At 72.6% G+C, this 25381-nt stretch carries 21 protein-coding genes and 1 rRNA gene; 12 read left to right on the top strand and 10 right to left on the bottom strand.

The features are described from left to right. Window positions 1-5: 5 nt before the first annotated feature. The 5 genes from cseC to ORI94_RS30850 all read right to left on the bottom strand — a co-directional run bounded on the left by cseC (window position 6) and on the right by ORI94_RS30850 (window position 4803). Complete coding sequence (gene cseC, locus ORI94_RS30870) at window positions 6-1469, bottom strand: two-component system sensor histidine kinase CseC (RefSeq protein WP_416237930.1); 1464 nt, start codon at window positions 1467-1469, stop codon at window positions 6-8. Beyond that, entirely contained in the window at window positions 1358-2056 is a 699-nt protein-coding gene (gene cseB / locus ORI94_RS30865; RefSeq protein ID WP_266081689.1) for a two-component system response regulator CseB, read from the bottom strand. Before cseB ends, cseC begins: the two co-directional genes overlap by 112 nt. 248 nt (window positions 2057-2304) lie before the next feature. Beyond that, complete coding sequence (locus tag ORI94_RS30860; protein WP_266081687.1) at window positions 2305-2988, bottom strand: hypothetical protein; 684 nt, start codon at window positions 2986-2988, stop codon at window positions 2305-2307. Continuing rightward, window positions 2976-3515, bottom strand: a complete 540-nt coding sequence (locus ORI94_RS30855) for a SigE family RNA polymerase sigma factor (protein WP_042174309.1) — start codon at window positions 3513-3515, stop codon at window positions 2976-2978. The genes ORI94_RS30860 and ORI94_RS30855 overlap by 13 nt, the downstream gene beginning before the upstream one ends. A gap of 352 nt (window positions 3516-3867) precedes the next feature. Then, window positions 3868-4803 (bottom strand): A/G-specific adenine glycosylase, encoded by a 936-nt coding sequence (locus ORI94_RS30850; RefSeq protein ID WP_266081686.1) that lies wholly within the window; start codon window positions 4801-4803, stop codon window positions 3868-3870. 336 nt (window positions 4804-5139) lie between these two features. On the opposite strand from ORI94_RS30850, the gene ORI94_RS30845 reads away from it, so the two are divergent. After that, window positions 5140-6021, top strand: a complete 882-nt coding sequence (locus ORI94_RS30845) for a hypothetical protein (protein WP_266081684.1) — start codon at window positions 5140-5142, stop codon at window positions 6019-6021. A 278-nt stretch (window positions 6022-6299) separates the two neighbouring features. Here ORI94_RS30845 and disA read toward each other — a convergent pair whose 3' ends face one another. After that, window positions 6300-7424 (bottom strand): DNA integrity scanning diadenylate cyclase DisA, encoded by a 1125-nt coding sequence (disA, locus tag ORI94_RS30840; protein ID WP_266081682.1) that lies wholly within the window; start codon window positions 7422-7424, stop codon window positions 6300-6302. 142 nt (window positions 7425-7566) lie between these two features. Further along, window positions 7567-8976, bottom strand: coding sequence for a DNA repair protein RadA (radA, locus tag ORI94_RS30835; protein WP_266081680.1), 1410 nt, complete (start codon window positions 8974-8976; stop codon window positions 7567-7569). A 208-nt stretch (window positions 8977-9184) separates the two neighbouring features. On the opposite strand from radA, the gene ORI94_RS30830 reads away from it, so the two are divergent. Further along, window positions 9185-11071 (top strand): BACON domain-containing protein, encoded by a 1887-nt coding sequence (locus ORI94_RS30830; protein ID WP_266081678.1) that lies wholly within the window; start codon window positions 9185-9187, stop codon window positions 11069-11071. Between the two features lie 58 nt (window positions 11072-11129). On the opposite strand, the gene ORI94_RS30825 is transcribed toward ORI94_RS30830, so the two are convergent. Continuing rightward, window positions 11130-11975 (bottom strand): hypothetical protein, encoded by an 846-nt coding sequence (locus tag ORI94_RS30825; protein WP_266081676.1) that lies wholly within the window; start codon window positions 11973-11975, stop codon window positions 11130-11132. Between the two features lie 95 nt (window positions 11976-12070). Here ORI94_RS30825 and ORI94_RS30820 point away from each other — a divergent pair, with 95 nt between their 5' ends. The 4 genes from ORI94_RS30820 (at window position 12071) to ilvD (ending at window position 16921) form a co-directional block, all read left to right on the top strand. Continuing rightward, complete coding sequence (locus ORI94_RS30820; RefSeq protein WP_266081674.1) at window positions 12071-13003, top strand: Ppx/GppA phosphatase family protein; 933 nt, start codon at window positions 12071-12073, stop codon at window positions 13001-13003. 364 nt (window positions 13004-13367) lie between these two features. Beyond that, window positions 13368-14201: a sugar phosphate isomerase/epimerase family protein gene (locus ORI94_RS30815; RefSeq protein WP_266081672.1), complete on the top strand. Its 834-nt coding sequence runs from the start codon at window positions 13368-13370 to the stop codon at window positions 14199-14201. Beyond that, the gene (locus tag ORI94_RS30810) at window positions 14198-14884 is read left to right on the top strand and encodes a TetR/AcrR family transcriptional regulator (RefSeq protein ID WP_266081670.1); all 687 of its coding nucleotides are present in this window, start codon (window positions 14198-14200) and stop codon (window positions 14882-14884) included. The genes ORI94_RS30815 and ORI94_RS30810 overlap by 4 nt, the downstream gene beginning before the upstream one ends. Before the next feature lie 183 nt (window positions 14885-15067). Then, on the top strand, window positions 15068-16921 hold the full coding sequence (ilvD, locus tag ORI94_RS30805; RefSeq protein ID WP_266081668.1) for a dihydroxy-acid dehydratase: 1854 nt from the start codon (window positions 15068-15070) through the stop codon (window positions 16919-16921). A 105-nt stretch (window positions 16922-17026) separates the two neighbouring features. Here ilvD and ORI94_RS30800 read toward each other — a convergent pair whose 3' ends face one another. Continuing rightward, the gene (locus ORI94_RS30800; protein ID WP_266081666.1) at window positions 17027-19291 is read right to left on the bottom strand and encodes a serine/threonine-protein kinase; all 2265 of its coding nucleotides are present in this window, start codon (window positions 19289-19291) and stop codon (window positions 17027-17029) included. Window positions 19292-19474: 183 nt separating this feature from the next. Between ORI94_RS30800 and ORI94_RS30795 the strand changes: the two genes are divergently transcribed. The 5 genes from ORI94_RS30795 to proC all read left to right on the top strand — a co-directional run bounded on the left by ORI94_RS30795 (window position 19475) and on the right by proC (window position 23181). Beyond that, the gene (locus ORI94_RS30795; protein WP_266081665.1) at window positions 19475-19807 is read left to right on the top strand and encodes an SH3 domain-containing protein; all 333 of its coding nucleotides are present in this window, start codon (window positions 19475-19477) and stop codon (window positions 19805-19807) included. A 53-nt stretch (window positions 19808-19860) separates the two neighbouring features. Then, the gene (locus ORI94_RS30790) at window positions 19861-20373 is read left to right on the top strand and encodes an EamA/RhaT family transporter (protein ID WP_266081663.1); all 513 of its coding nucleotides are present in this window, start codon (window positions 19861-19863) and stop codon (window positions 20371-20373) included. Window positions 20374-20586: 213 nt separating this feature from the next. Continuing rightward, window positions 20587-21441 (top strand): ABC transporter ATP-binding protein, encoded by an 855-nt coding sequence (locus ORI94_RS30785; protein WP_266081661.1) that lies wholly within the window; start codon window positions 20587-20589, stop codon window positions 21439-21441. Continuing rightward, entirely contained in the window at window positions 21441-22238 is a 798-nt protein-coding gene (locus ORI94_RS30780) for an ABC transporter permease (RefSeq protein ID WP_266081659.1), read from the top strand. The genes ORI94_RS30785 and ORI94_RS30780 overlap by 1 nt, the downstream gene beginning before the upstream one ends. 130 nt (window positions 22239-22368) lie before the next feature. After that, on the top strand, window positions 22369-23181 hold the full coding sequence (gene proC / locus ORI94_RS30775) for a pyrroline-5-carboxylate reductase (RefSeq protein ID WP_266081657.1): 813 nt from the start codon (window positions 22369-22371) through the stop codon (window positions 23179-23181). Between the two features lie 183 nt (window positions 23182-23364). On the opposite strand, the gene trpS is transcribed toward proC, so the two are convergent. Next, window positions 23365-24393, bottom strand: coding sequence for a tryptophan--tRNA ligase (gene trpS, locus ORI94_RS30770; protein WP_266081655.1), 1029 nt, complete (start codon window positions 24391-24393; stop codon window positions 23365-23367). Between the two features lie 881 nt (window positions 24394-25274). Here trpS and ORI94_RS30765 point away from each other — a divergent pair. Next, window positions 25275-25381, top strand: a 16S ribosomal RNA gene (locus ORI94_RS30765); the annotation flags it as partial.

Genomic DNA, 25381 nt, shown 5'->3' with positions numbered 1-25381 from the left:
ACATCCTAGGGAAGTGCCGGATAACTCCCGGTGTTCGTCGGCGCGTGTTCCGGCAGCCCCCCCCCGCCCCCCCCCCCCCCGGGCGGGGGCCCCCCCCCCCCCCCCCCCGACCGCACGGTGCGGAAGGTCAGCCGCGCCCCCAGCACCCGGGCCTGCCCGGCCGCGATGGTCAGTCCCAGACCGTGGCCGCGTCCGGCCCGGTCCGTGCTGCCGGTGCGGAACCGGCTCGGTCCCTCGGCGAGCAGGTCCGCGGGGAAGCCGGGCCCGTGGTCGCGGACCCGGACGACCCGCCCCTCGACGGAGACCTCGACGGGCGGCCTGCCGTGCCGGGAGGCGTTGGCCAGCAGGTTGAACAGCACCCGCTCCAGGCGCCGCGGGTCGGTGGTGACCTCCGACTCGTGCACCACGCGCACCGCGACGTCCGGGTCCTTCGCCGCGACCCGCCGGGCGACGAACTCGCCCAGCAGGATGTCCTGCAGCTCGGCCCGCTCGGACGCGCCGTCCAGCCGGGCCACCTCCAGGACGTCCTCGACCAGGGTGCGCATGGCCTTCGCCCGGTCCAGCACCAGCTCGGTGGGCCGGCCGGGCGGCAGCAGTTCGGCGGCGGTCAGCAGACCGGTGACCGGGGTGCGCAGTTCGTGCGCGATGTCGGCGGTGACCCGGCGTTCGGCCTCCAGCCGCTGACGCAGTGCGTCCGCCATCGCGTCCACCGCGCTGGCCAGGTCGTCGGTCTCGTCCCGGACGACCCCGCCGATGGCCTCGCGCACCCGGACCTCCGTCTCCCCCTTGGCGACCCGGTTGGCGGCGCTCGCCGCCTTGCGCAGCCGGCGGGACAGGTGCCCGCCGATCAGCACCCCGAGCGCGCTGCCGCCCAGGACGACCGCGATGGAGCCGATCACCAGGGCCTGGTCGAGGTCCTTGAGGATGTCCGAGCTGCGGTCCGTGAAGCCTGAGTGCAGGGACATCACGTGGCCGTTCTTCAGTGGTACGGCCGCCCAGATGTCCGGCGCCCCGCCCGGCCGGTCGGCCACGTAGGTGGCCCGCCGGCCCTCCCTCACCTTCGCCCGCAGCTCCGCCGGCAGTTCGGGGTCGTCGACCTTGGTGTTGGGGAAGTTCAGCCGCCCGGACAGTTCGTAGTTGCGCTGGGCGATCATGATGCGCTCGTCGGCGAGATCGCGCGCGTTGTCCAGCATCGACACCCGGGCCGCGTTGTGCACGACCAGGCTCAGCGCGACCGCCACCAGCGCGCCGACCAGGGCGATGGCGGCGCTGAGCTTCCATCTCAACCCGGTGAGGACACCCGCCCGCTCGAGCCCCGCGCCCACCAGTCGTCCGACGTGTCGCCGCATGTCCCTGCTCAGGCCTTCAGCTTGTAGCCGAAGCCGCGGACCGTCTCGATGCGGTCCTGGCCGATCTTCCCGCGCAGCCGCTGCACATGGACGTCGACGACACGGGTGTCGCCGCCCCACCCGTACTCCCACACACGTTCGAGCAGTCGGTCGCGGGAGAGGACGGTGCCCGGCGCCGAGGAGAACTCCAGCAGCAGCCGCATCTCGGTCGGGGTCAGCGCCACCGGGCTCCCGGCCCGCCGCACCTCCATGCCCACGGTGTCGATCTCCAGTTCGCCGAAGGCCAGCGCGCCGGCAAGGGCCCCGGCCTCCGCTTCCTCCCGGCTGCCGTTCACCCGGTCGAACCGGCGCAGCACCGCCCGGATCCGGGCGACCAGGACGGCACCGTCGAACGGTTTGGTCACGTAGTCGTCGGCGCCCGCCTCCAGTCCCAGGACCACGTCGATGGCGTCCGCCCGCGCCGACAACATGATCACCGGCACCATCGACTCGTCGCGGATGCTCCGGCACAGGCTGACGCCGTCGAGGCCGGGCACCATGACGTCGAGCAGCGCGATGTCCGGCCGGTCGGCGCGGAACGCCTCCAGGCCCGACAGCCCGTCGGGCATCGCGGTGACCGCGAAGCCGTCCCGCTCCAGGGCGAGTTGGGTGGCCTCACGGATGACGTCGTCGTCCTCGACGAACAGGACGTGGGTCTGGTCTGCCATCCCGGTGATCTCAGCTCTCAGTTCTCGTGCTCGGTGCTCGGTACTCGGTGCTCGGTACTCGGTGATCAGTGCTCGGCGTCTGTGCGGTCTCTGTGCGGTGTCGGACCGGTGGAAGGGTTCCGCCCCGCCCACCGGACGGACGCGGGGGCCGCGCGGAGGGTTCATCCCCTTCATCGGATCACGCGGCCAGCCGGTTCACGCCGCGCGCCCTCACCTGTGGTTCGGAACCCGCGTGCCGGTGCCGGATATCAGCTGTCCGGCACCGGGGTCGGCTCCGTGCCGGACACCTTGCCGTAGTCGTTGTGGGTGCGGAACTCCTCGGCGAACCGGCCCGCGGTCCAGCGGTAGGTGATCACGTTCTCGCCGGACGGGCTCGACACCGGGTCGCCCCGGTCGTACACCTGCATCGTCACCACCAGGTCCCCGCGGTCGATCTCCGCGTACACGGGGGGCTCCTCGGTCTGGAACACGTTCACGTACGCACCGCCTCGGTCGCGGTACACGTACGAACCGACGCCCACCGCGTCTCCGCAGGTCAGCACGTTGACGACGACGTCGTTCGAGGTGCCCCCGGTGAGGTTGCCGTAGCTCACGTCGACGGGGTACTCGTCACCCACACACGGCTCCAGCTCCCGCTTGACCGCCGCCGAGACGGCCGGGTCCTCCTTGATCAGCCGCACCGCGTCCACCCGGCCCCCGGCCCCGGTCGAGGCCTCCGCCCGCGAAGGCGCGGGCAGGGAGGAGGACGAGGAGGTGGGCAGCGGGCTGACCACCGAGTCCGCGTGCGCGGGGCCCTCGTCACGGGCGCCGGTGCCGCCCGTACCGCAGGCGGTGACGAAAAGGGCGAGGGCGACGAGCACGGACGTCGCCGTGGTCGCCGCCTGGGCGGTTCTCCGGACCCGCGTGGGTCCCGCGCCGGTCAGGCCGCGCAACGCTCCCGCTCCTCACGCTCCAGCGCGCGTGCGTCCAGCTCGCGGGCTTCCAGCTCCTCGCGGAGCCGGGCGAGCGCCCGGTGCAGCGTGCTCTTGACCGTTCCGGCCGACATGCCGAGTGCGGCGGCCGTCTCCTCCGTGGACATCTGCTCCCAGTGTCGCAGCACCACCACGCTGCGCTGCTTGGGGGCGAGCACCTTCAGGACATCCATCAGGAGGGCGCGGTCGGCGTGCTGCTCGGTGGCGTCGTCCACGCAGGCGTCCGGGAGCTGCTCGGTGGGCACCTCCTCCAGCTTGCGGGCGCGCCACCACTCGGTCCGGGTGTTGATCATGACGCGGCGCAGGTAGGCGTCGGCCAGCCGCTTGTCGGCGATCCCGTCCCAGCGCCCGTACGTCCGGGCCAGTGCGGTCTGCAGCAGGTCCTGCGCGTCGACGGGGTCCGGCACCAGACGGCGGGCGCTGCGCAGCAGCGCGTCCTGCCGGGTGCGGACGTACTCCTCGAACCCGAGCACCTCGCCCTGCGCCATGGTGAACCGCCTTCCGCTCCCCGTACCGGCCCGCCCGTGCGGCCCGGTCCACTGCCGTGATCCGTGGTGGTCGCGCCCCGGTGCGCTGTGCGCTGCGTCCTGTTCTCGCGTGCGGGGCACGGGAACGAAGGTACGGAGGCGTTGTCACGGCACTGTGCGGAGCAGCCTGCGGCCTGCCCTCGGCTCTCCGACGGTTGTGTAACGGAAGTAGGAACGAGGTAAAGCGGTGGGGGGTTTGGGCGGCTTACGGGGAGATGCGTGTCGTCCGGGCGGGAACGCGGAACAGTCGAGCCGGAGCCGGAGCCGGAGCCGGAGCCAGGCCGGAGCCAGGCCGGAGCCGGGCCGGTGGCGGTCAGGTCAGCGGCAGCCGGTAGAGCCCGCCGGGCAGCGGTTCGACCAGACCGTCGGCGACCAGGCCGTCCAGTGCGCGGGCGCGCTGCACCGGCTCCTGCCACACCCGGTCCAGGGCCGCCTGCGGTACGGGACCGTGCGCCTCCCGGAGCACGGCCAGCAACCGCCCGCGGACCTGACGGTCCGTGCCGGCGTACGTCTGCCCCCGGCGCGGCGGGCCGTCGTGCGCCGGCTTGTCCGCGAGCCGCCAGGCGCACTGCGCGGCGATGGGGCAGCGATGGCACGACTCGTTCTTCGCCGTGCACACCAGGGCCCCCAGCTCCATGGAGGCGGCGGCCCACCGCGCGGCGGTCGACTCGTCCTCGGGCAGCAGTGCTCGGGCGAGCCGGCGCTCGGCAGCCGTGGTGGCGTTCGGCGGGTACTGGACACCGGTCACCGCACGGGCGAACACCCGGCGCACGTTGGTGTCCAGCACGGCGTGCCGCTGCCCGTACGCGAACGACGCCACGGCGGCGGCCGTGTACTCGCCGATGCCGGGCAGCGCCAAGAGCTGCGCGTGGTCGGCGGGTACGTCGCCACCGTGCCGTTCCGTTATGGCGGCCGCGGCGCCGTGCAGCCGCAGCGCACGACGCGGGTAGCCGAGCCGGCCCCAGGCGCGGACGGCCTCACCGGGCGCCTCGGCGGCGAGGTCGGCGGGGCGCGGCCAGCGGGCCAGCCACTGCTCGTAGACGGGCAGGACCCGGTTCACCGGGGTCTGCTGGAGCATGAACTCGCTGACCATCACCCCCCATGCGCCGGCCTCCGGGCGCCGCCACGGCAGATCCCGGGCGTGCTCGTCGAACCAGTCGATGACGGGGGAGTGGAGCGCCGCTCCGGGGGCACGCTCGGACGAGGGGTCGGCGGTGTCGTCGGGCTGGGGCTTCGTGAGAGCAGTCATGGCCTCTCGATCCTGCCATGACCACCGCCGCGAACGGCGTCACCGCCACCCCGTCGTGCCGCCTGACGGTCCGATCCATGGCCAGAGCTGCAAGGGACGCGATCGCGAACACGGAGGTGCCGGAGCGCGGAGCCCGCGGCGGCCGGGCTGCCCTGAACCCCTCGGTCACGGACCGTGAGATGGGCGTCCCCGTGATCACACTCCGCGACTCTCGCGTGTCGTGCCTGACGAAGAGCGGGAACGGGCGGCGGTTTCCGGGATGATGATCCGGAAAAGTTGGGCTCTCAGCGGCGGGTGGGACCAGCGAAGGCCCGGATTTCTCGTACAGTTTGCGCCGTGGGATCTCTGCGCAATCCGGTCGGGCCGCTTCCCTCCTCCATCTACTGGCGTAGGAGGGCCGTACTGCTGTCCTTGCTCGGCGTGTTGGCGTTGCTGGTCACCTGGGTCGTCGTCTCCGGCGGCGGGGACGACGGCGGGCACGACAACGGGGCCAACGGCAAGAATCCCACGCCCTCCACCATCACCCCGGGTCCGTCGAGTTCGGGGCCGGCGATCAGCCAGGCGCCGGGCGGCCGTGACGAGTCCGGTGACGAGGACTCGGGAGGCTCCTCGTCCGGCAGGGGCACGGGGGAGGGGGACGACGGGGCGAACGGCGACCCCGGTGACTCCGGTGGTTCGGACTCCGGTGGTTCGGACGGGGATGGTTCGGACGGGGATGGTCCGGACGGGGACGGGGGCGGCGAGGCCGGGGGCGGTTCCGGGGGCGGTACGGCGGGGGTCGGTGCGAGCGATGCGCTGCCGGCCGGCTCCGGGCTCCCCAACTGCACGGCGACCGCCGTCAAGTTCAGCCTGAGCAGCGTCCGCAACTCCTACGAGCCCGACGGGACGCCCACTTTCCGACTGACCGCGCGGAACATCTCCGGCAGCGACTGCAAGGTCGACCTCGGTCCGAAGAGCACGGTGCTGACGATCACTCAGGCGACCGCCGACGACACGTACTGGGCGTCGGACGACTGCCCCAAGGGCGCGGGGCGCCTGGTGTTCCGGGTGCCCGCGGACGACAGCATCACGTACACCGTGAAGTGGGACCGCAAGCCGAGCGCCCCGCAGTGCGCGACGCCGCCGGCCGGGGCGGCCGGGGCGGGTACGTACCTGGTCGAGGCGAAGACACCGGGATTCACGAAGGTGCAGACCTCCTTCGTGCTGAAGAGCGCCTGACACCCGTCCGAGCCGAAGTCGCGGGGCCGGCACGGCCCGCCGGCAGGCCGGAGGCCGTGCCACAGGTCCCGGGGCCTGTGGCGAAAGGGGTGCCTGCCGCGCGGCGCCCGGTACGCGCTCCCGCCGTACCGGACGAGAGCCCGGGCACGCCCGCCCGGTACGAGGGCTTCCGGGCGGCACGCCCCGAGCACGCTCCCCCGAGCTCTCGGCTTCGCCCGAGCGGGGTCCATGACGCCGCGCGGCCGCCTCTCGGGCGACGACGCTTCCGCTCCCACGCCCTAGACGTACCGTTCCAGGATCGAGCTCTCCGCCAGCCGCGACAGGCCCTCCCGGACGCTGCGGGCGCGGGCCTCGCCGACGCCGTCCACCGCCTGGAGGTCGTCCACGCTGGCGGCCAGCAGCTTCTGCAGGCCGCCGAAGTGCTCCACCAGACGGTCGATGATCGCGCCGGGCAGCCTCGGCACCTTGGCGAGGAGCCGGAAGCCGCGCGGGGACACGGCCGAGTCCAGGGTCTCGGGGGAGCCGGTGTAGCCCAGGGCCCGGGCGACCGTGGGCAGGTCCAGCAGTTCCGCCTGGGGAAGACCGTTCAGGTCGTGCAGGGCCTGGTCGACCGTGCGGGAGCGCTTGGCGGTGGGCTCGGGCACGTAGTCCCGCACGACCAGCTCGCGCTCCGGCTCCACCCCCGCGATCAACTCGTCCAGCTGAAGGGAGAGGAGGCGGCCGTCGGTGCCCAGTTCCACCACGTATTCGGCGATTTCGGTGGCGATGCGGCGCACCATCTCCAGCCGCTGTGCGACCGCCGAGACGTCCCGCACGGTCACCAGGTCCTCGATCTCCAGTGCCGACAGCGTGCCGGCGACCTCGTCGAGACGGAGCTTGTAGCGCTCCAGCGTCGCGAGTGCCTGGTTGGCGCGGGACAGGATCGCCGCCGAGTCCTCCAGGACGCGGCGGTGGCCGTCGACGTAGAGCGCGATCAGGCGCATCGACTGGGAGACCGAGACGACCGGAAAGCCGACCTGCCTGGAGACCCGGTCGGCGGTGCGGTGCCGCGTGCCCGTCTCCTCGGTCGGGATCGTCGGGTCCGGCACCAGCTGGACGCCCGCCCGCAGGATCTTCGACAGGTCGGACGACAGGACTATGCCGCCGTCGAGCTTGCACAGCTCGCGCAGCCGGGTCGCGGTGAACTCGACGTCCAGGACGAAACCGCCGCTGCACAGTGTCTCGACGATCTTGTCGGAACCGAGCACGATGAGGCCGCCGGTGTTGCCCCTGAGGACCCGCTCCAGGCCGTCACGCAGGGCGGTACCGGGCGCCACGGCGCTCAGCGAGGCGCGCATCAGGCGATCGGAGCCGGTACTCCCGCCGGACTTTCCGGGAGTTGCTGCCCGGTCGTTGGCTGCCACTGCACTCCTCCGGTCGCGGTGTCTGGGGCGCCCCTGTCCGGGGTCTCCCGCTTGGATCATGCCCCGCTCCCTGTCCGGCCTGGTCCGAACGGGAGATCCCCACGCACTCGGTTCGTACGGACGGGCGAGACCAGGGCAAAGTCTACCGGCGGTCCTCCTCGTCCCGTGGGGCGTCCCGGCGAGGCGAACGCGGAAGGACGCGCAGAGCATCCCCTATGTCCGCGACTTCCAGAACCTTCATGCCTGACGGGATCTTGCCCGGATCGCCCGGCACGAGCGCGTGCGTGAAGCCCAGACGGTGTGCTTCGGAGAGCCTGCGCTGCACCCCCGTCACCCGTCTGACCTCGCCCGCGAGGCCGACCTCGCCGATCGCGACCAGGTTCTTGGGCAACGGGGTGTCACTCGCCGCCGACGCCAGGGCCAGCGCGATCGCCAGATCCGCCGCCGGCTCGGAGAGCCGTACCCCGCCGACCGTCGCGGAGTAGATGTCCCGCTTGCCCAAGGCGCTGATGCGGCCGCGCTGTTCCAGCACGGCGAGCATCATCGAGACGCGCGAGGTCTCCAGCCCGGACGTGGTGCGGCGGGGGGAGGGGATCTGCGAGTCGACGGTGAGCGCCTGCACTTCCGCGACCAAGGGGCGGCGGCCCTCCAGCGTCACCGTCAGACAGGTGCCCGGCACCGGCTCCGCGCGGCGGGTCAGGAACAGCCCGCTGGGGTCGGCCAGGCCCGTGATGCCCTCGTCGTGCAGTTCGAAGCAGCCCACCTCGTCGGTGGTGCCGTAGCGGTTCTTGACGCCTCGGACCAGACGCAGGCGCGCGTGCCGGTCGCCCTCGAAGTGCAGGACGACGTCCACCAGATGCTCCAGCAGGCGCGGGCCCGCGATCGCGCCGTCCTTGGTGACATGGCCCACCAGCAGCGTGGACATCCCGCGCTCCTTCGAGGCGCGGATCAGCGCGCCCGCCACCTCCCGCACCTGGGCCATGCCGCCCGGTGCGCCGTCGAGCTCCGGGGAGGCGACCGTCTGCACCGAGTCGAGGATCAGCAGGGACGGCTTCACCGCGTCCAGATGGCCGAGGACGGCGGACAGATCCGTCTCGGCGGCGAGATACAGGTGGTCGTCGATGGCGTGGATCCGGTCGGCGCGCAGCCGGACCTGGCTCGCCGACTCCTCGCCCGTGACATAGAGCGTGCGGTGCTCGTCGCTCGCCGACTTGGCGGCGACGTCCAGCAGGAGTGTGGACTTGCCGACACCCGGCTCGCCCGCGACGAGCACCACCGCGCCGGGGACCAGCCCGCCGCCGAGCACCCGGTCCAGCTCGGGGACGCCGGTGGAACGGGCCGTGGCCTGCCGGCCGTCGACCTGGCCGATGGGCACGGCGGAGGTGGTGACCCGCCCCGGCGCCGTCGTACGGACCGCGGGCACGCCGTACTCCTCGACCGTCCCCCAGGCCTGGCACTCGGGGCAGCGGCCGAGCCACTTCGCCGTCTGCCAGCCGCACTCGGTGCAGCGGTAGGACGGTCGGTCCTTGGTGGTCTTGGAACGGGCAGCCATGGTGGGAACCGTAGCGCCCGGCACTGACAGTCCGGCGCCCGGAGTCCGGTGACCGGCCCGGTCGCCGCGCCCGGGGCCGGGTCGATCGCCCCGCCCCGTCCGTGGAGCGAAGGGTTTCCGTCCTCGATTGAGGGATCGTTTCACCCGTACGGATTAAAAGTGCGCAGGGCTCCGGAAGGTGCCGCCCCCGGCCGCCTACGGTCGCCGAATGACGAGCAGTGGCCCGGAGATCCCGACCCGCACGACCGGCGCACACCGGGCGCACCGGGAGGTGCGCGACCGCGGGGCCGCGCGCGCGCTGGCACACCGGCCGTCCACCTGCCACGAACCGTATCTGGACGGCCTGTTCACCTACTGCCTGTCGGTGCTGTGCGACCACGACGCGGCGACCGCCGCCCTGGCCGACGCCCTCACGCTCGCGGAGCGCCGCGGCCGGCACGTCCCGGAGGCGCCCGGGGACCGCAGGGCGTGGCTGTACGCGCTGGCCCGCTGGGCCTGCCTGCGCAAGCTGGCCGAGGCCCGGCAGAAACACCAGGTCACCCACGTGGTGGGCCGGACCGGCCGGCAGCGGGCGGCGCGGACCGCCGCCGCCCCTGTCGTCTCCGAGGAGGTGCGGGAGCAGCGCCGCCGTGACCTGTCCCTGCTCGCCTGGCCGGAGGCCGCGGGCACCACGCCGCAGCAGCGCGAGGCGCTCGAACTCGCCGTCCGGCACCACCTCGGGGCCCACGAGGTCGCCGCCGTGCTCGGCATGCAACCGGGCGCAGCCCGCGAGCTCCTCGCCTCCGCCGCCTGCGAGGTCGAGCGCACCCGCGCGGCGCTCGCCGTCGTCGAGACCGGCGCCTGCCGGGGAGTGGCGCATCTCACCGGCGACAGCCGGCTCGTCCTCAGCAGCGCACTGCGCCGCGAACTCGTCCGGCACGTCGACGACTGCCCGCACTGCCGCCGCACCGCAGGCCGCGCCATCCCCGGCCGCTGGCCCGGCAACTGCGTCACCCCCGACGCCCTGCCCGTCCTTCCGGCCCCCGGAGCGGCCCTGCGCACCGCCCTCGCGCACCATCCGCGCGCGCGGCGCGGCGTGCCGCGCTTCGACCGGCGCGGCTTCCCGATGGACCCCAAGGACCGCGTCGCCCGCCGGGACCGGCTGCGCGCGCGTGCGGTCACCACGACCGTCGTCGCCACCGTCGTCGCCGCGCCCGTGCTCGCGCTGTACGCCGCCCACCGGAGCACCCCTGTCGGCGAGGCCCGGGACGGCCGGTCGGCCTCCGCGCGGGAGGACGACTCGCCCGTCCGCCTCGACGGCCCGGGCGGCTACGAGAACACCGGCAACGCGGGCACGCGGCCCCGGGGCCCCTTCGGCAGGGACGGCAAGAGCGGCAGGAGCGGCGAGAACCGCGGGAACGGCAGGGCGGACGTGTCCGTGGAGGTCGTCGGGGTCGCCGGCGTCGGCCACCAGGGTGCCTCCGTGCTGGTCGTCACCGCCGGTCACGGCGGCGACACCACACTGATCACGCTCACCGCGGGCGCCGCGCCGGTCCACTGGTCCGCGTCGGCGGGGGCGCCCTGGCTCTACCTGAGCCAGTCGTCGGGAACGCTCCGGGCGGGACAGTCACTGACGGTCAGGGTGCACGTCGACCAGTTGCGCGAGCCGTCCGGCCGCTGGAGCGCGCGGGTGGCGTTCTCGCCCACCGGCGCCGTGGTGACCATCGACGGCCACGGCGACGCCTCCGGCCCGTCCTTCCCGGACCCCCCGCTCCCCGGTCACTCCGAAGGCGCCGGCAGTCCCGGCGGCCCCGGCAGTCCGGGAACGGTGCACCCCGGTCCCCCGGGCAATCCGAGCCCGAGCCCGAGCCCCGGAGACCCGGGCGGCCCTGCGCCGTCGTCCCCGGCACCGACGCCCGCGGCACCGCCCCCCTCGGAGCCCGCCCCGAGCGACCCGCCCCCGTCACCCGGCCCGGCGCCGACGGAACCGGCGCCCGGAGGCCCGGCAGTCCCCGCCCGCCCGGCGGACACGAGGCCCCCGCCCACCGGGGACGAGAGGGACGACGCCGGTGGTGACAGGGGCGGCGGCGACGCTCCGAGTCCGTCCGCGTCGTGACCGGCGTGGCTTTCGCGCCCGTGACCGGTGGCCCGTGTCCCGCGCGTCGGCGGGTGGATCAGGCGGGATCCGCCGGATGCGGTGCCAGCAGCGGGAGCTGCGAGGCCAGCCGCTCCTCGCACAGCTCGGCCAGCCGGTCGTAACCGGCCTTGCCCATCAGCTCGGTCAGCTCCGCCCGGTAGGACACGTACACGGGGTCGCCCGCGCCGTGCGCCGAGGTCGCCGACGTGCACCACCAGTGCAGGTCGTGACCGCCCGGGCCCCAGCCCCGGCGGTCGTACTCGCCGATCGACACCTGCAGTACGCGCGTGTCGTCGGGCCGGTCGATCCAGTCGTAGGTCCGCCGGACGGGCAGCTGCCAGCACACGTCCGGCTTGGTCTCCAGCGGCTCGCGGCCCTCCCGTACGGCGAGGATGTGCAGCGAACAGCCCATGCCGCCGGCGAAGCCCGGCCGGTTCTGGAAGATGCACGAGCCCTCGAAGGGGCGCGTCTGGCGGTCGCCGTCCTCGTCCTCGAAGACCCAGCCGCCCCGGGTGCCCTCGTCGTGGTGCTGCCAGATGTCCGGCGTGAGCCTCGCCACATGCGCCGCGACCCGCTTCTCGTCGTCCTCGTCCGAGAAATGCGCCCCCAGGGTGCAGCATCCGTCGTCCGCACGGCCCGCCTGGATGCCCTGGCAACCGCTGCCGAAGACACAGTTCCAGCGAGAGGTCAGCCACGTCAGATCGCAGCGGAACACCTGCTCCTCGTCCGCCGGATCGGGGAACTCCACCCACGCCCGGGCGAAGTCGAGACCCTTCTCGTCGTTCGGCGGCACCCCTGGCGGGCCGCCGACCGATTGGGCGGTCTTGGCCTGTTCGGTCTTCTTGTCCGTCTTCTCGGCCTTCGCCTTTTTCGTCTTTGGCACCCGTCCAGGGTAAGTCGCCCGGATCACCGTCCCGTACCGGACCAAGTGCTCCGGAGCAGGGTTCCGGCCGTGCGACGGGCAGTAGCGTTCCGCACATGAGACTCGGTGTCCTCGACGTGGGTTCGAACACGGTGCATCTGCTGGTGGTGGACGCGCACCCCGGCGCGTGTCCACTGCCCGCGTACTCCCACAAGGCGGAGCTGCGCCTGGCCCAGCTGCTGGACGCCGACGGCGCGATCGGCCCCGGCGGTCTGGACCGGGTGGTCCGGGTCATCCGCGACGCGCTCCGGGCCGCCGAGGACAAGGGCGTCGAGGAACTGCTGCCGTTCGCGACCTCGGCGGTGCGCGACGCCCGCAACGCCGGTGAGGTCCTGGAACGCGTGCGGAGGGAGACCGGAGTCGAACTCCAGGTCCTCACCGGCCCGGAGGAGGCCCGGCTGACCTTCCTCGCCGCCCGCCGCTGGTTCGGCTGGTCGGCGGGAAAGCTGCTGGTCATCGACATCGGCGGTGGCTCACTGGAGATCGCCTTCGGTATGGACGAGGAACCCGACGCCGCGGTGTCGCTGCCGCTGGGCGCCGGCCGCCTCACGGGCACCCGGCTGCCCGGCGACCCGCCGGCGCCGGACGACGTCCGGGCGCTGCGCCGGCACGTCCGCACGGAGATCGCCCGTACGGTCGGCGAGTTCAGCCGCCTCGGCCCGCCGGACCACGTGGTGGCCACCTCCAAGACCTTCAAGCAGCTCGCCCGCATCGCGGGAGCCGCCCGCTCCGCCGAGGGCCCGTACGTCCCGCGCGAGCTGAAGCGCCAGTCACTGGAGGGGTGGGTGTCGAGGCTGTCCGCGATGACCACCGCCGAGCGCGCCGAGCTGCCGGGTGTCTCCGAGGCGCGCGCGGGCCAGCTGGTCGCCGGGGCGCTGGTCGCGGAGGCCGCGATGGACCTGTTCAGGGTGGAGTCCGTGGAGGTCTGCCCCTGGGCGCTGCGCGAGGGCGTCATCCTGCGCCGCCTGGACCACATGGGGCCCGCGTAGGGGCATTCCGTGCGAGGGGGCGGCGTACCGGCGCGAGGTGGACACCCACCGCGCGGGGCCGGCGGGCCGGAGCCTTCGCCGGTGTGCGGTGGGTCGGGCCGTGTGGCGGTGGCCGGTGGGTCGGGCCGTGCGGTGGGTCGGGCCGTGTGGCGGTGGCCGGTGGGTCGGGCCGTGCGGTGGGCCGGGCCGTGCGGCGGTGTGCGGTGGGCTCGATCACACGGCGGCCGTCCGGGCCAGGGGTCCGTCGGACGGCCGAAGCGCCCCGTGCCCTGCGGACACGTGGCCGCGGCCACGCCGGACGGACCCCGGCCGAAGCCCGCCGTCCACGTCCCGCCCGTCGAACACACCCCGTACGCTGTCCCTCGTGGCAGATCCAGCGGTGCGCATCCCGGATGCGAAGGTCGCTCTGTCGACGGCCTCCGTCTATCCGGAGTCGACGGCGACGGCCTTCGAGATCGCCGCACGCCTCGGGTACGACGGTGTCGAGGTCATGGTGTGGACCGATCCGGTCAGCCAGGACATCGAGGCGCTGCGCCGGCTCAGCGACTACCACCGCATTCCCGTCCTCGCCGTGCACGCCCCCTGCCTGCTCATCACGCAGCGCGTGTGGTCCACCGACCCCTGGACCAAGCTCCAGCGGGCCCGTTCCGCCGCCGAGAGGCTCGGCGCCGCCACGGTCGTCGTCCATCCGCCGTTCCGCTGGCAGCGCCAGTACGCCCGTGACTTCGTCGACGGAATCTGGCGGATGGCGGACGAGACGGACGTGCGGTTCGCCGTCGAGAACATGTACCCGTGGCGCTACCGCGACCGCGAGATGCTCGCCTACGCCCCCGACTGGGACGTCACCAAGGACGACTACCGCCACTTCACGATGGATCTCAGCCACGCCTCGACATCCCGCACCGACACCCTCGGGATGCTCGACCGCATGGGCGACCGCCTCGGTCACCTCCACCTCGCCGACGGCCGGGGCTCGGCCAAGGACGAGCACCTCGTGCCCGGCCGCGGTGACCAGCCCTGCGCCGAGGTGCTGGAGCGCCTCGCCCTTGGCGGTTTCGACGGACATGTCGTCGTCGAGGTCAACACCCGCCGCGCCATGTCCGGCGCCGAGCGCGAGGCCGACCTGGCGGAGGCGCTGGCGTTCACCCGTCTGCACCTGGCGTCGGCGGCCTCGGCGCTGCGGACGCCGCGCCGATGACCGGCGTCGGCGTGCCCGGCGGCCAGGAGGTGTCTCCCGGCGGCCCGGACGCGCCAGGCCCTGTCCCGTCCCCTGGCGGCAAGGTCACCGCCCCCCGGCGCCGCGGCCGGCCCCCGCGCACGGAGTCGGCCGGCACCCGTGACCGCATCCTGGACGCGGCCCGCGAGGAGTTCTCCGAACGGGGGTACGACAAGACATCCGTACGGGGTATCGCCAAGTCGGCCGGGGTCGACTCCGCGCTCGTGCACCACTACTTCGGCACCAAGGAGCAGGTGTTCGAGGCGGCCGTCGAGGTCGCCTTCGCCCCGGCGCTCGAGGGCCGCCAGGCGGTCCTCGACGCTCCGTTGGAGGAGGTCGGGGAGCGGATGACCCGGATGATCCTCGGGTTGTGGGAGAACCCGGTGACCCGGGCCCCGCTGCTCGCGATCATCCGGTCCGCCGTGAACAACGAGACCGCCGCCGGTGTCTTCCGCCGCCTGGTCGCCGGTCAGCTGCTGCGCCGTATCGCGGGGCAGCTGGACCTGCCGGACGCGGAGCTGAGGGCCGAACTCGCCGCCGCCCAGCTGGTCGGGATCGCGATGATCCGGTACGTGATGAAGGTGGAACCGCTGGCCTCGGCCGACCCCGAGCAGATCATCGGACGGGTGGCGCCGGTGGTCCAGGGCCACCTCACCGGCCGCTGACGCACCGCGCCCCATCCCCGTACCGCAGTTCCCGTCCCGCGGTCCTCGTGTCACCCTCGCACTGAGATGCGTATCCCGCATGGCGGACACCCCGTCCCGCCCACTGGATGACGGGCGTACGCTCGACGACAGCCAGAAGTCCCTGACACGGCACCCCGAGAAGGTCTGAAGGAGCGAGCGACGATGCCCGAGCTGAGGTCCCGCACAGTCACCCACGGCCGCAACATGGCGGGCGCGCGCGCCCTGATGCGCGCCTCCGGTGTACCGGGTGCGGACATCGGCCGGAAGCCGATCATCGCCGTCGCCAACAGCTTCACGGAGTTCGTCCCCGGCCACACCCACCTCGCGCCGGTCGGCCGGATCGTCAGCGAGGCGGTCGTCGCGGCCGGCGGCATCCCGCGCGAGTTCAACACGATCGCCGTCGACGACGGCATCGCGATGGGCCACGGCGGCATGCTGTACTCACTGCCCTCCCGCGACCTGATCGCGGACAGCGTGGAGTACATGGTCGAGGCCCACTGCGCGGACGCCCTGATCTGCATCTCCAACTGCGACAAGATCACCCCGGGCATGCTCAACGCCGCCCTGCGGCTGAACATCCCGACGGTCTTCGTCTCCGGCGGCCCGATGGAGGCCGGCCGGGCGACGCTGGTCGACGGCACGGTCCGCACGCTGGACCTGATCGACGCGATGGTGGACGCCGCCAACGACAAGATCTCCGACGCCGACGTCCTGCGCATCGAGGAGAACGCCTGTCCGACCTGCGGCTCCTGCTCCGGCATGTTCACCGCCAACTCGATGAACTGCCTCACCGAGGCCATCGGCCTGTCCCTCCCGGGCAACGGCTCGGTCCTCGCCACCCACACGGCCCGCAGGGCGCTCTACGAGAACGCCGCCCGCACGGTCATGGACATCACCCGCCGCTACTACGAGCAGGACGACGACACGGTCCTGCCCCGCAGCGTCGCCACCGTCGCCGCGTTCGAGAACGCGATGGCGCTGGACATCGCCATGGGCGGTTCCACCAACACCATCCTGCACCTGCTGGCCGCCGCCCAGGAGGCGGAGGTGCCCTTCGGCCTGACCGAGATCGACGCCCTCTCGCGCCGCGTCCCCTGCCTCGCGAAGGTCGCGCCGAACGTCGCCAAGAGCCGTACGTACTACATGGAGGACGTGCACCGCGCGGGCGGCATCCCCGCCCTGCTCGGCGAACTGCACCGCGCGGGCCTGCTGCACGAGGACGTGCACTCCGTCCACAGCCCCACCCTGGCCGACTGGCTGAAGACCTGGGACATCCGCGGCGGCTCCCCGTCCCCCCAGGCCGTGGAGATGTGGCACGCCGCCCCCGGCTGCGTGCGCTCCGCCGAGGCGTTCTCCCAGTCCGAGCGCTGGGACACCCTCGACGAGGACGCCGAGGGCGGCTGCATCCGCTCCGCCGAGCACGCGTACTCCAAGGACGGCGGGCTGGCCGTGCTGCGCGGCAACCTCGCCGTGGACGGCTGCGTGGTCAAGACGGCCGGCGTCGACGAGTCGATCTGGACCTTCGAGGGCCCGGCGGTCGTCTGCGAGTCCCAGGACGAGGCCGTCGAGAAGATCCTCACCAAGCAGGTCAAGGAGGGCGACGTCGTCGTCATCCGCTATGAGGGCCCCAAGGGCGGCCCCGGTATGCAGGAGATGCTCTACCCGACGTCGTACCTGAAGAGCCGCGGTCTCGGAAAGGCCTGCGCCCTGATCACCGACGGCCGGTTCTCCGGCGGTACGTCCGGCCTCTCCATCGGCCACGCCTCCCCGGAGGCGGCCTCGGGCGGCACCATCGCCCTGGTCGAGGACGGGGACCGCGTCCGCATCGACATCCCGAACCGCTCGATCGAACTGCTGGTCGACGACGCCGAGCTGGCCCGCCGCGAGCAGGCCCTGGACGGTGCCTACGCCCCGAAGAACCGTGAGCGCAAGGTCTCGGCGGCGCTGAAGGCGTACGCGGCGATGGCCACCAGCGCCGACAAGGGCGCGGTGCGGGACGTGTCGAAGCTGGGCTGAACCGCCCGGCTCCCGCAGGGCCCACGGCGTCTACGGGGCCCACGGAGCCATGGTGTTCCGTGGGTCCTGCCGTGTTCCGCGGGTCCTACCAGTCCCTACCAGTCCCTACCAGTCCACCGGGTCGCCGGCGTCCACAGCGAAGACCGTGCCGTCGGGGGCGGTGGCGTGGACGTGGCCGTCGGCGATCACCGGTTCCGGGAGGGTGGCGGCCACGCGGTCGGGGCGGTCACCCATCCGGGGCGCCGTCTGCCCGGCCAGCCGCCCCTCGCGCGCGTCCACGGCGAGCAGCCGGCCGTCCGGCGCCGTGAAGTAGACGTGCCGCCCGTCCGCGACCGGCGCGGACCCGCGGGCGACACCCGTCTCCAGGCTCCACCGCTGCCGCAGCGCGGCCATGTCGACGGCCACCAGCCTGCCGCCGGTCCCCGTCAGATAGGCGACGCCCCCGTGCACCGTGCCGTGCCCCTGGGCCAGCGGTACGGGCAGTGTCACCCGGCGCGTCTGCCCGCTGCCCGGTGTGTAGCGGACCAGGGCCCGGGTGTCGCCGAGGACCGGGTCGTCGGAGGCGAGGACGACCGCCTCACCCGTGATGCCGACCGGCGTCAGCATCCCCTCCAGCCGGGCGTCCCAGCGCACCGCTCCGGACCGCGGATCGACCGCCGTGACCCGCGTGCTGGAACCGTCGTCCGACGTGCTCGCCACGTAGGCCAGCGGATCCCCCGCGAACGTGCGGAAGTACGGGGCGCCGTGCCCCGGCACCCGCCCGGTCCACAGCGCGTCGCCCGAGGCGCTGTCCATGCCGGTGACCGTGCCGTCGGCGCCGGTGAGCAGCAGCATGTCCCCGGCGCCGGTCAGGCCGTTGTACTCGGTGGTGTCCTGCCGCCACCGGGGCTTCCCCGAGGCCGGGTCGAGTGCCTCCGGGCCGCTGCCCGGCTCCAGGGCGGGCTGCACGAGCCCGCCCGAGACGACCGGCGGTCCGCTCACCGACGTCCGCGCGGCGGTGTGCCGCCACAGCAGGCGGCCGTCGTCGGGGTCGAGGGCGAACACCGACCCCGCCTGGGCACACACCAACCGTTCGGCCCCGTACGAGCACTGCGGGCTGCCCGGCCTGCCCGACGGCGCCGCCTCCCACGCCCGGAACGCGTCCGGTGTGGTCCGTGCGCCGGCGGTTCTCTGCCGGGCCGGGGACTCGTCGCCGAGCAACTGGACGGAGAAGAGCGTGCCGAACACGGCGAGGGCGAGCGCCCCGCCCCCGACCCGCCCCCGCTGCGGGCGGGGCGGCGGCGCGCCCCGCGGGGCCGCCGAGGGGCCGCCGCGGCGGCCGGGACCGGCGCCGGCGCCGGGGTCGGGTGCGGCGTCGGGGTCGGGTGTGGCGTCGGGACCGGGGTCGGGTGCGGCGGCGGGGTCGGCCCCGGTCCCGTTCCCGTCCTCCCCGTCGGGCACCTCACGGCGGTCGGCCACGGCGCCCGCCGGGTCCGCTTCCGGGTCCGTCCGCTGCGCCGGTATGAAGGCCTGGGCGGTCATGAAGGCCTGGGTGTCGTACGAGGCCGCGACGGACCGCAACTCCCGCATCAACGCGTCGGGGGTGGGCCGGTCCTCGGGTTCCTTGGCCAGGCAGCGCAGCACCAGAGGGGCGAGCCCGTCCGGCACGCCGGTCAGATCGGGATCGTCGTGCACCACCTGGTAGGCGACGACGTACGGGCTGTCGGAGTCGAAGGGGCCGCGCCCGGTGGCGGCGTGCACCAGGAGCGAGCCGAGCGCGAAGATGTCGGCGGAGGGACCCACTTCACGGGGACGCCGGAACTGCTCGGGCGCCATGAAGGGCGGAGTGCCGATCAGTTTCCCGGTCTCGGTCCTCAGTTCACTGTCCTTCGGCCGGGAGATGCCGAAATCTATGACCTTCGGCCCGTCCTCGGCGAGCAGTACGTTGCTGGGTTTCAGATCGCGGTGCACGACCCCGACCCGGTGGATGTCCCGCAGTCCCTCCGCGAGTCCGGCCATCAGCCTGCGCAACTGCGGTGGGGGCATCGGCCCGTTCCGCTTCACATGCTGGGCGAGCGTCGGGCCGGGGATGAAGAGCGTCGCCATCCAGGGCCGTTCGGCCTCCGGGTCGGCGTCGACGACCGGCGCGGTGAAGGCGCCGCTCACCCGCCGGGCCGCCGCGACCTCCTGCCGGAAACGCCCCCTGAACTCGCGGTCCCGTGCGAACTCGGCGTGCACGACCTTCACCGCGAGCTTCAGCCCGGACGTACTCCGGGCCAGATGCACCACGCCCATTCCGCCGGAGCCGAGGCATGACTCGAGACGGTAGTGACCGGCGTACTCGGGAAGTTCCGCTTCCGCGCCCGCTCCGACGTTCCGCTGTGGCGCCATGGGACCACCCCCGTGCTCTTCGTCCGCGTGTGCGCCGCACAGACCCTAGTCGATGGGACGTACGGGACCGAGGCGGCAGGCCGACGCGGGAGTTCAAGAAACGTACATGTGTGCGTGACGAGCATTCGGGGTATCAACGGGGCCCCATGGCAGGCATGGGGCGCACAACGGGGGAGGATTTCCATGACAGTCGACCATGTCGACCATGTCGGCCATGTCGGAGAAGGAGAGAAGGCCAAAGCGGCGAAGTCGGCCGCGGCGGCGGCCGTGCAGTACTACCCGGTCGCGCCGGGCTACCGGCTCAACGTCCGCAGCGGCCCGGGCACGAACTACGCCATCGTCCGCACCCTGCCCGTGGGCGCGCAGGTGCCGATCTTCTGCCAGAGTCCGGGCACGACCGTCACCGGCCCTTACGGCACGTCGAACATCTGGTGCAACATCGGCAGCGGCCAGTACGTCTCGGACGCCTACGTGAAGACCGGCAGCGACGGCTACGTGGCCCCGCGCTGCGGCTGATCCCGCCTGATCCCGCCCGGAGCCCGTGCGGGTGCCGGAGCCATAATCGAAGCGTGAGCGCAGAGAACGGCACCCCGGACCACCCCGCGGGCTCCTCGGGAACCCCCGTCGGCCCCCGCCCCGAGCCCATCCGCTTCTTCGGGACGACCTGGGTCGACCACGACAGCGGCTACCCGGCACGCCGCATCGGCGTCTCCGTCGGTTCGCTCGCCGCCGCGGCCGCCGCCTGCCTCGTTCTGCGCATCGCCTACCAGGGTCTCCGGATCGCCGAGGTCGGCGGTTTCGTCACCCTCCTCATGGTCGTGATGTTCACGGTCTGCAGTGCCCTCGCGTTCGGGCACACCTGGGAGGCGTTCAAGCGGCGCCCCGACCCGGACCGCCTGCGGTCCCTCCGTGGCCTGCTCACCATCGGCTTCATCGGCTCCCTCCTCGCCTACTTCTTCCGTTCCCTCGTCGAGGCCCCCGGCGAGAGGCTCCACCGCGAGGAGTACGAAACGGCCCGCACCCAGTACGAGAACCGGACGTCCCGCCGCTCCGGCAACCCCCGGAAGCGCCGCCGCCCGTAACCGCGCGTCGCCGGGCGGGCCGCCGCCGGCCCGCCCGGCCGCACCGAGCCGCACATGTCGCCGCTCCCGGTGCGCTCCCCGCCGCCTGCCTCCACCACCTCCTCGTCACCACGCGTTACCGCCACGCGCCCGCCGCCCCCGCGGCCGCGGGTCCCTTCGGCATGCCCGCCGGCCTGCTTGACGTGTCCTGCCTCCGAGAGCATTATTCATCACATGATGAATTACTCCTCCGGCCCCCCGTACCCGGACACAGGCAAGGGCGCCGACGCACACGGCCCCGCCGTCCGGGCCCGGGACCTCACCGTCGTCCGAGGCCCCCGCACCGTCCTGCGCGGCCTCGCCTTCACCGTCCCCCGCGGGCAGGTCACCGGCCTCCTCGGCCCCTCCGGCTGCGGCAAGTCGACCCTGATGCGGGCCATCGTCGGCACCCAGGCCAAGGTCACCGGCACACTGGACGTGCTCGGCCTCCCCGCGGGCCACCCCACCCTGCGCACCCGCGTCGGCTACGTCACCCAGGCCCCCTCGGTCTACGACGACCTGACGGTCCGGCAGAACCTCGATTACTTCGCCTCGATCCTCGACCCCGGCCTCCCCCACGCCCGAATTCGCTCGCGCGGGCGGACCTCCAACGCCGCAGACCGCCGCCGGGACAACGTCACCCGGGTCATCGCCGACGTGGACCTCACCACCCACGCCGACGCCCTCGCCGGCACCCTCTCCGGCGGCCAGCGCAGCCGCGTCTCCCTCGCCGTCGCCCTCCTCGGCACCCCCGAGCTCCTGGTCCTCGACGAACCCACGGTCGGTCTCGACCCCGTCCTGCGCCGGGACCTCTGGCAGCTCTTCCACGCCCTCGCCGCCGAACGGGGCGCCGGCCTGCTGATCTCCTCCCACGTCATGGACGAGGCCGAGCGCTGCGACCGTCTCCTGCTCATGCGCGCGGGCGAGATCCTCGCCGACGACACCCCCGACGCCCTGCGCACCGGCACCGGATCCGACACCGTCGAAGCGGCCTTCCTGCACCTGGTGGACGCGGCCGTCGCGGCAAGCAGCACGAAGGAGACCTCGTGATGAGCACCCCCCGTACGACGACGCTTCCCCCCACCGCGCCCCCTGCCGCGACGAGCGCCCTGAACGCCTCGCGCACCCTCTCCACCGCCGCCCGGGTCCTGCGCCAGCTCCGCCACGACCCGCGCACGATCGCGCTGATGCTGCTCGTCCCCTGCCTGATGCTGTTCCTGCTCCGCTACGTCTTCGACGCCAGCCCGCGCACCTTCGACACCATCGGCGCCTCGCTCCTCGGGATCTTCCCGCTGATCACGATGTTCCTGGTCACCTCGATCGCCACCCTGCGCGAGCGCACCTCCGGCACCCTCGAACGCCTCCTCTCCATGCCACTCGGCAAGGGCGACCTGATCGCCGGCTACGCCCTCGCCTTCGGCGCGATCGCGATCGTCCAGTCCGCCCTGGCCACCGCGCTGGCGGTCTGGTTCCTGGGACTCGACGTCCTCGGCAGCCCGTGGCTGCTGCTCCTGGTGGCCCTGCTCGACGCCCTCCTCGGCACAGCCCTCGGTCTCTTCGTCTCGGCCTTCGCGGCCTCGGAATTCCAGGCGGTGCAGTTCATGCCTGCAGTGATCTTCCCCCAGCTCCTGCTGTGCGGACTGTTCACCGCACGCGAGAACATGCACCCCGTCCTGGAGGCCGTCTCCGACGTCCTGCCCATGTCCTACGCCGTCGACGGCATGAACGAGGTCCTCCGGCACACGGACATGACCGCCGCCTTCGTACGCGACATCCTGATCGTCGCCGGCTGTGCCCTGCTGGTGCTCGGCCTCGGCGCGGCGACCCTCCGCCGCAGGACGGTCTGACGCGTCCCGGGCACCCACGTCCGCGCACCGTCCGCCCAGCGGACACCGCCCCGCGCCCGCGCCCTCCGAGTGCGAGGATGACCGGGACGACGCACCAGGACGACGCGCACCCCGGAGGTCATCCCCCGCCATGGTTCAGAAAGTCGCAGTCCTCGGCACCGGCAAGATCGGTGAAGCCCTGCTCAGCGGAATGATCCGCGCCGGCTGGGCCCCCGCCGACCTCCTGGTCACCACCCGCCGCCAGGAGCGGGCCGACGAACTCCGCGCCCGCCACGGAGTCACCCCGGTCTCCAACCCCGAAGCCGCCAAGACCGCCGACACCCTGATCCTCACGGTCAAACCGCAGGACATGGGAACCCTCCTCGACGAGCTGGCCCCGCACATCCCCGCCGACCGCCTGGTCATCAGCGGCGCCGCCGGTATCCCCACCTCCTTCTACGAGGACCGCCTCGCCGCCGGCACCCCGGTCGTCCGCGTCATGACGAACACCCCCGCCCTGGTCGACGAGGCCATGTCGGTCATCTCCGCCGGCAGCCACGCCACCCCGGAACACCTCGCCCACGCCGAGGAGATCTTCGGCTCCGTCGGCAAGACGCTCCGTGTCCCGGAGTCGCAGCAGGACGCCTGCACCGCCCTGTCCGGCTCCGGCCCGGCGTACTTCTACTACCTGGTCGAGGCCATGACGGACGCCGGCATCCTGCTCGGCCTGCCCCGCGACAAGGCCCACGACCTGATCGTCCAGTCCGCGATCGGCGCCGCGACCATGCTCCGCGACAGCGGCGAGCACCCCGTACGGCTCCGCGAGAACGTCACGTCCCCCGCCGGCACCACCATCAACGCCATCCGCGCACTCGAGAACCACGGCGTACGGGCCGCCCTCATCGCCGCCCTCGAAGCCGCCCGCGACCGCAGCCGCGAACTGGCTTCCGGCACCAAGGACTGAGGATCCGGGACCCGGGACCCGGATCCTCCCGGGGACGGTCGCGCCGCCCCCGGAACTCGAGGTCCTCGAACCCTGCTGCACGTCGACGACCACCAGGGCCGCGTTCTCCGCAACGTCCATGACTCGACCGTGTCGCCTTCCGCACCCCGCTTCCCAGAGGTGCGGACGCCATTCACCGACGACTCACCGCCGAGTGAGGCGGCCCGCGCTCCCCCCAGCCGCCGGGAGCAGACCGATGGCCCGATAAGCGGCATCCACGACCGGCCGTGCCCTGTCGCGAGCCCTTTCCGCGCCGTTCCGCAGCACCCCTTCCACATAACCGGGGTCCGCGCACAACTCCCTGTGCTTCTCCCGCAACGGCCTCAGCACCTCGACCACGGCCTCCGCGGTGTCCCTCTTCAGCGTCCCGTACGACTCGTACGCACCGCCGAGCGTCTCCGGGTCGCCGCCCGAGCACGCCGCGAGGATCTCCAGCAGATTCGCCACCCCGGGCCGCGCCTCGCGGTCGTACACGACGTCGGTACCGCTGTCGGTCACGGCCCGCATGACCTTCCTGCGCACCACGTCCGGCTCGTCCAGCAGATAGACGATCCCCGGCCCGACATCGTCGCTCTTCCCCATCTTCGACAGGGGGTCCTGCAGATTCATCACCCGCGCGGCCACCGCAGGATGCGTGGCCCGGGGCACGGTGAAGGTGTGCCCGTACCGCTGGTTGAACCGCACGGCCAGATCCCGCGTGAGTTCCACGTGCGGAGCCTGGTCGTCCCCCACCGGCACCTCGTCCGTCCCGTACGCCAGGATGTCCGCCGCCATCAGCACGGGATACGTCAGCAGCGACAGCCGCACACTGCCGCCCCGCCGCCGTTCCAGCGCGGCCTTCTCCTTGTACTGGATCATCCGCCGCATCTCGCCGTCGGTCGCCACGCACTCCAGTAGGTACGACAGACGGGCGTGCTCGTCGACATGGCTCTGCACGAACACGGTGCACAGCTCCGGATCCACCCCGGTGGCCAGCAGCAGCGTCGCCGCCTGCCGGCTCAGTCTGCACACCCGTGCCGGATCGTGGTCCACGGTCAGCGCGTGCAGGTCGACGACGCAGAACAACGCGTCCGCCCGGTGCTGGTCGACCGCAGCCCACCGCCGCATGGCCCCCAGGTAGTTCCCCAGCGTCAGATGCCCGGTCGGTTTGATCCCACTGAAAACCCGTGTCATCGCTTCCTGTCTCCGTCTCCTGGTCGGGACCGCCGCCCCGGCCGGCCGCCCCCGGAGTCCTGAGGGCCGAAGCCCTGGAGGGAGAAACGAAAACGGCCACCGAGGCGGCGGCCGTTGAGCGCATACGTACGACGGCCGCTGTCAGGCGGCCCACCAGGACTGGCTGTACGCAAGCGTCGTCGTCATGCGGGCCAGGTTACGCCCTGGAGACGGGGGCCGGGTGGCGATCGAGGGGGCGAGTTGACACGCCCTGCCGTGATCCGTACTGTTCCCCGAGTTGTCCGACGTGAGCACCGACTCCGGTCGGCCCCGGACAGCCATTCCGCAAGTACCGCACCTGATCGACGACAGTCCTCTGTCTGCCGTCGTCTCATTGCCATGTGTATTCGCGAAATGAGGAATCCGCACTCGAAAGGGTGCAGGCCCCCGATTAGCTCGGGAGCCGGGAATCCGCTAGAGTCTCACCTCGTCGGAACGGCCCAACAGCCGGAAAGACAAACCCCGCTGACCGGGGGTCAGATCGAAGGAAAAAGATCTGATAGAGTCGGAGCCGCCGGAAAGGGAAACGCGAAAGCGGAAACCCGGAAGGCGAAACCCCGAGGACATCGGATCGGAAAGATCTGATAGAGTCGGAAACGCAAGACCGAAGGGAAGCGCCCGGAGGAAAGCCCGAGAGGGTGAGTACAAAGGAAGCGTCCGTTCCTTGAGAACTCAACAGCGTGCCAAAAATCAACGCCAGATATGTTGATACCCCGTCTCCGGCCGTTCGGCCGGGACGAGGTTCCTTTGAAACAAACACAGCGAGGACGCTGTGAACGGCCGGGCTCATTCCGCCCGACCGTTCCGCTCTCGTGCGTGTCATTCCCGATCACGGGAAAACATTCACGGAGAGTTTGATCCTGGCTCAGGACGAACGCTGGCGGCGTGCTTAACACATGCAAGTCGAACGATGAACCACTTCGGTGGGGATTAGTGGCGAACGGGTGAG

Source organism: Streptomyces sp. NEAU-W12 (assembly GCF_026242095.1).
Lineage (GTDB): Bacteria > Actinomycetota > Actinomycetes > Streptomycetales > Streptomycetaceae > Streptomyces.
Note: the sequence above shows the minus strand (reverse complement) of the source record. Positions and strands in the feature narration are given on the sequence as shown.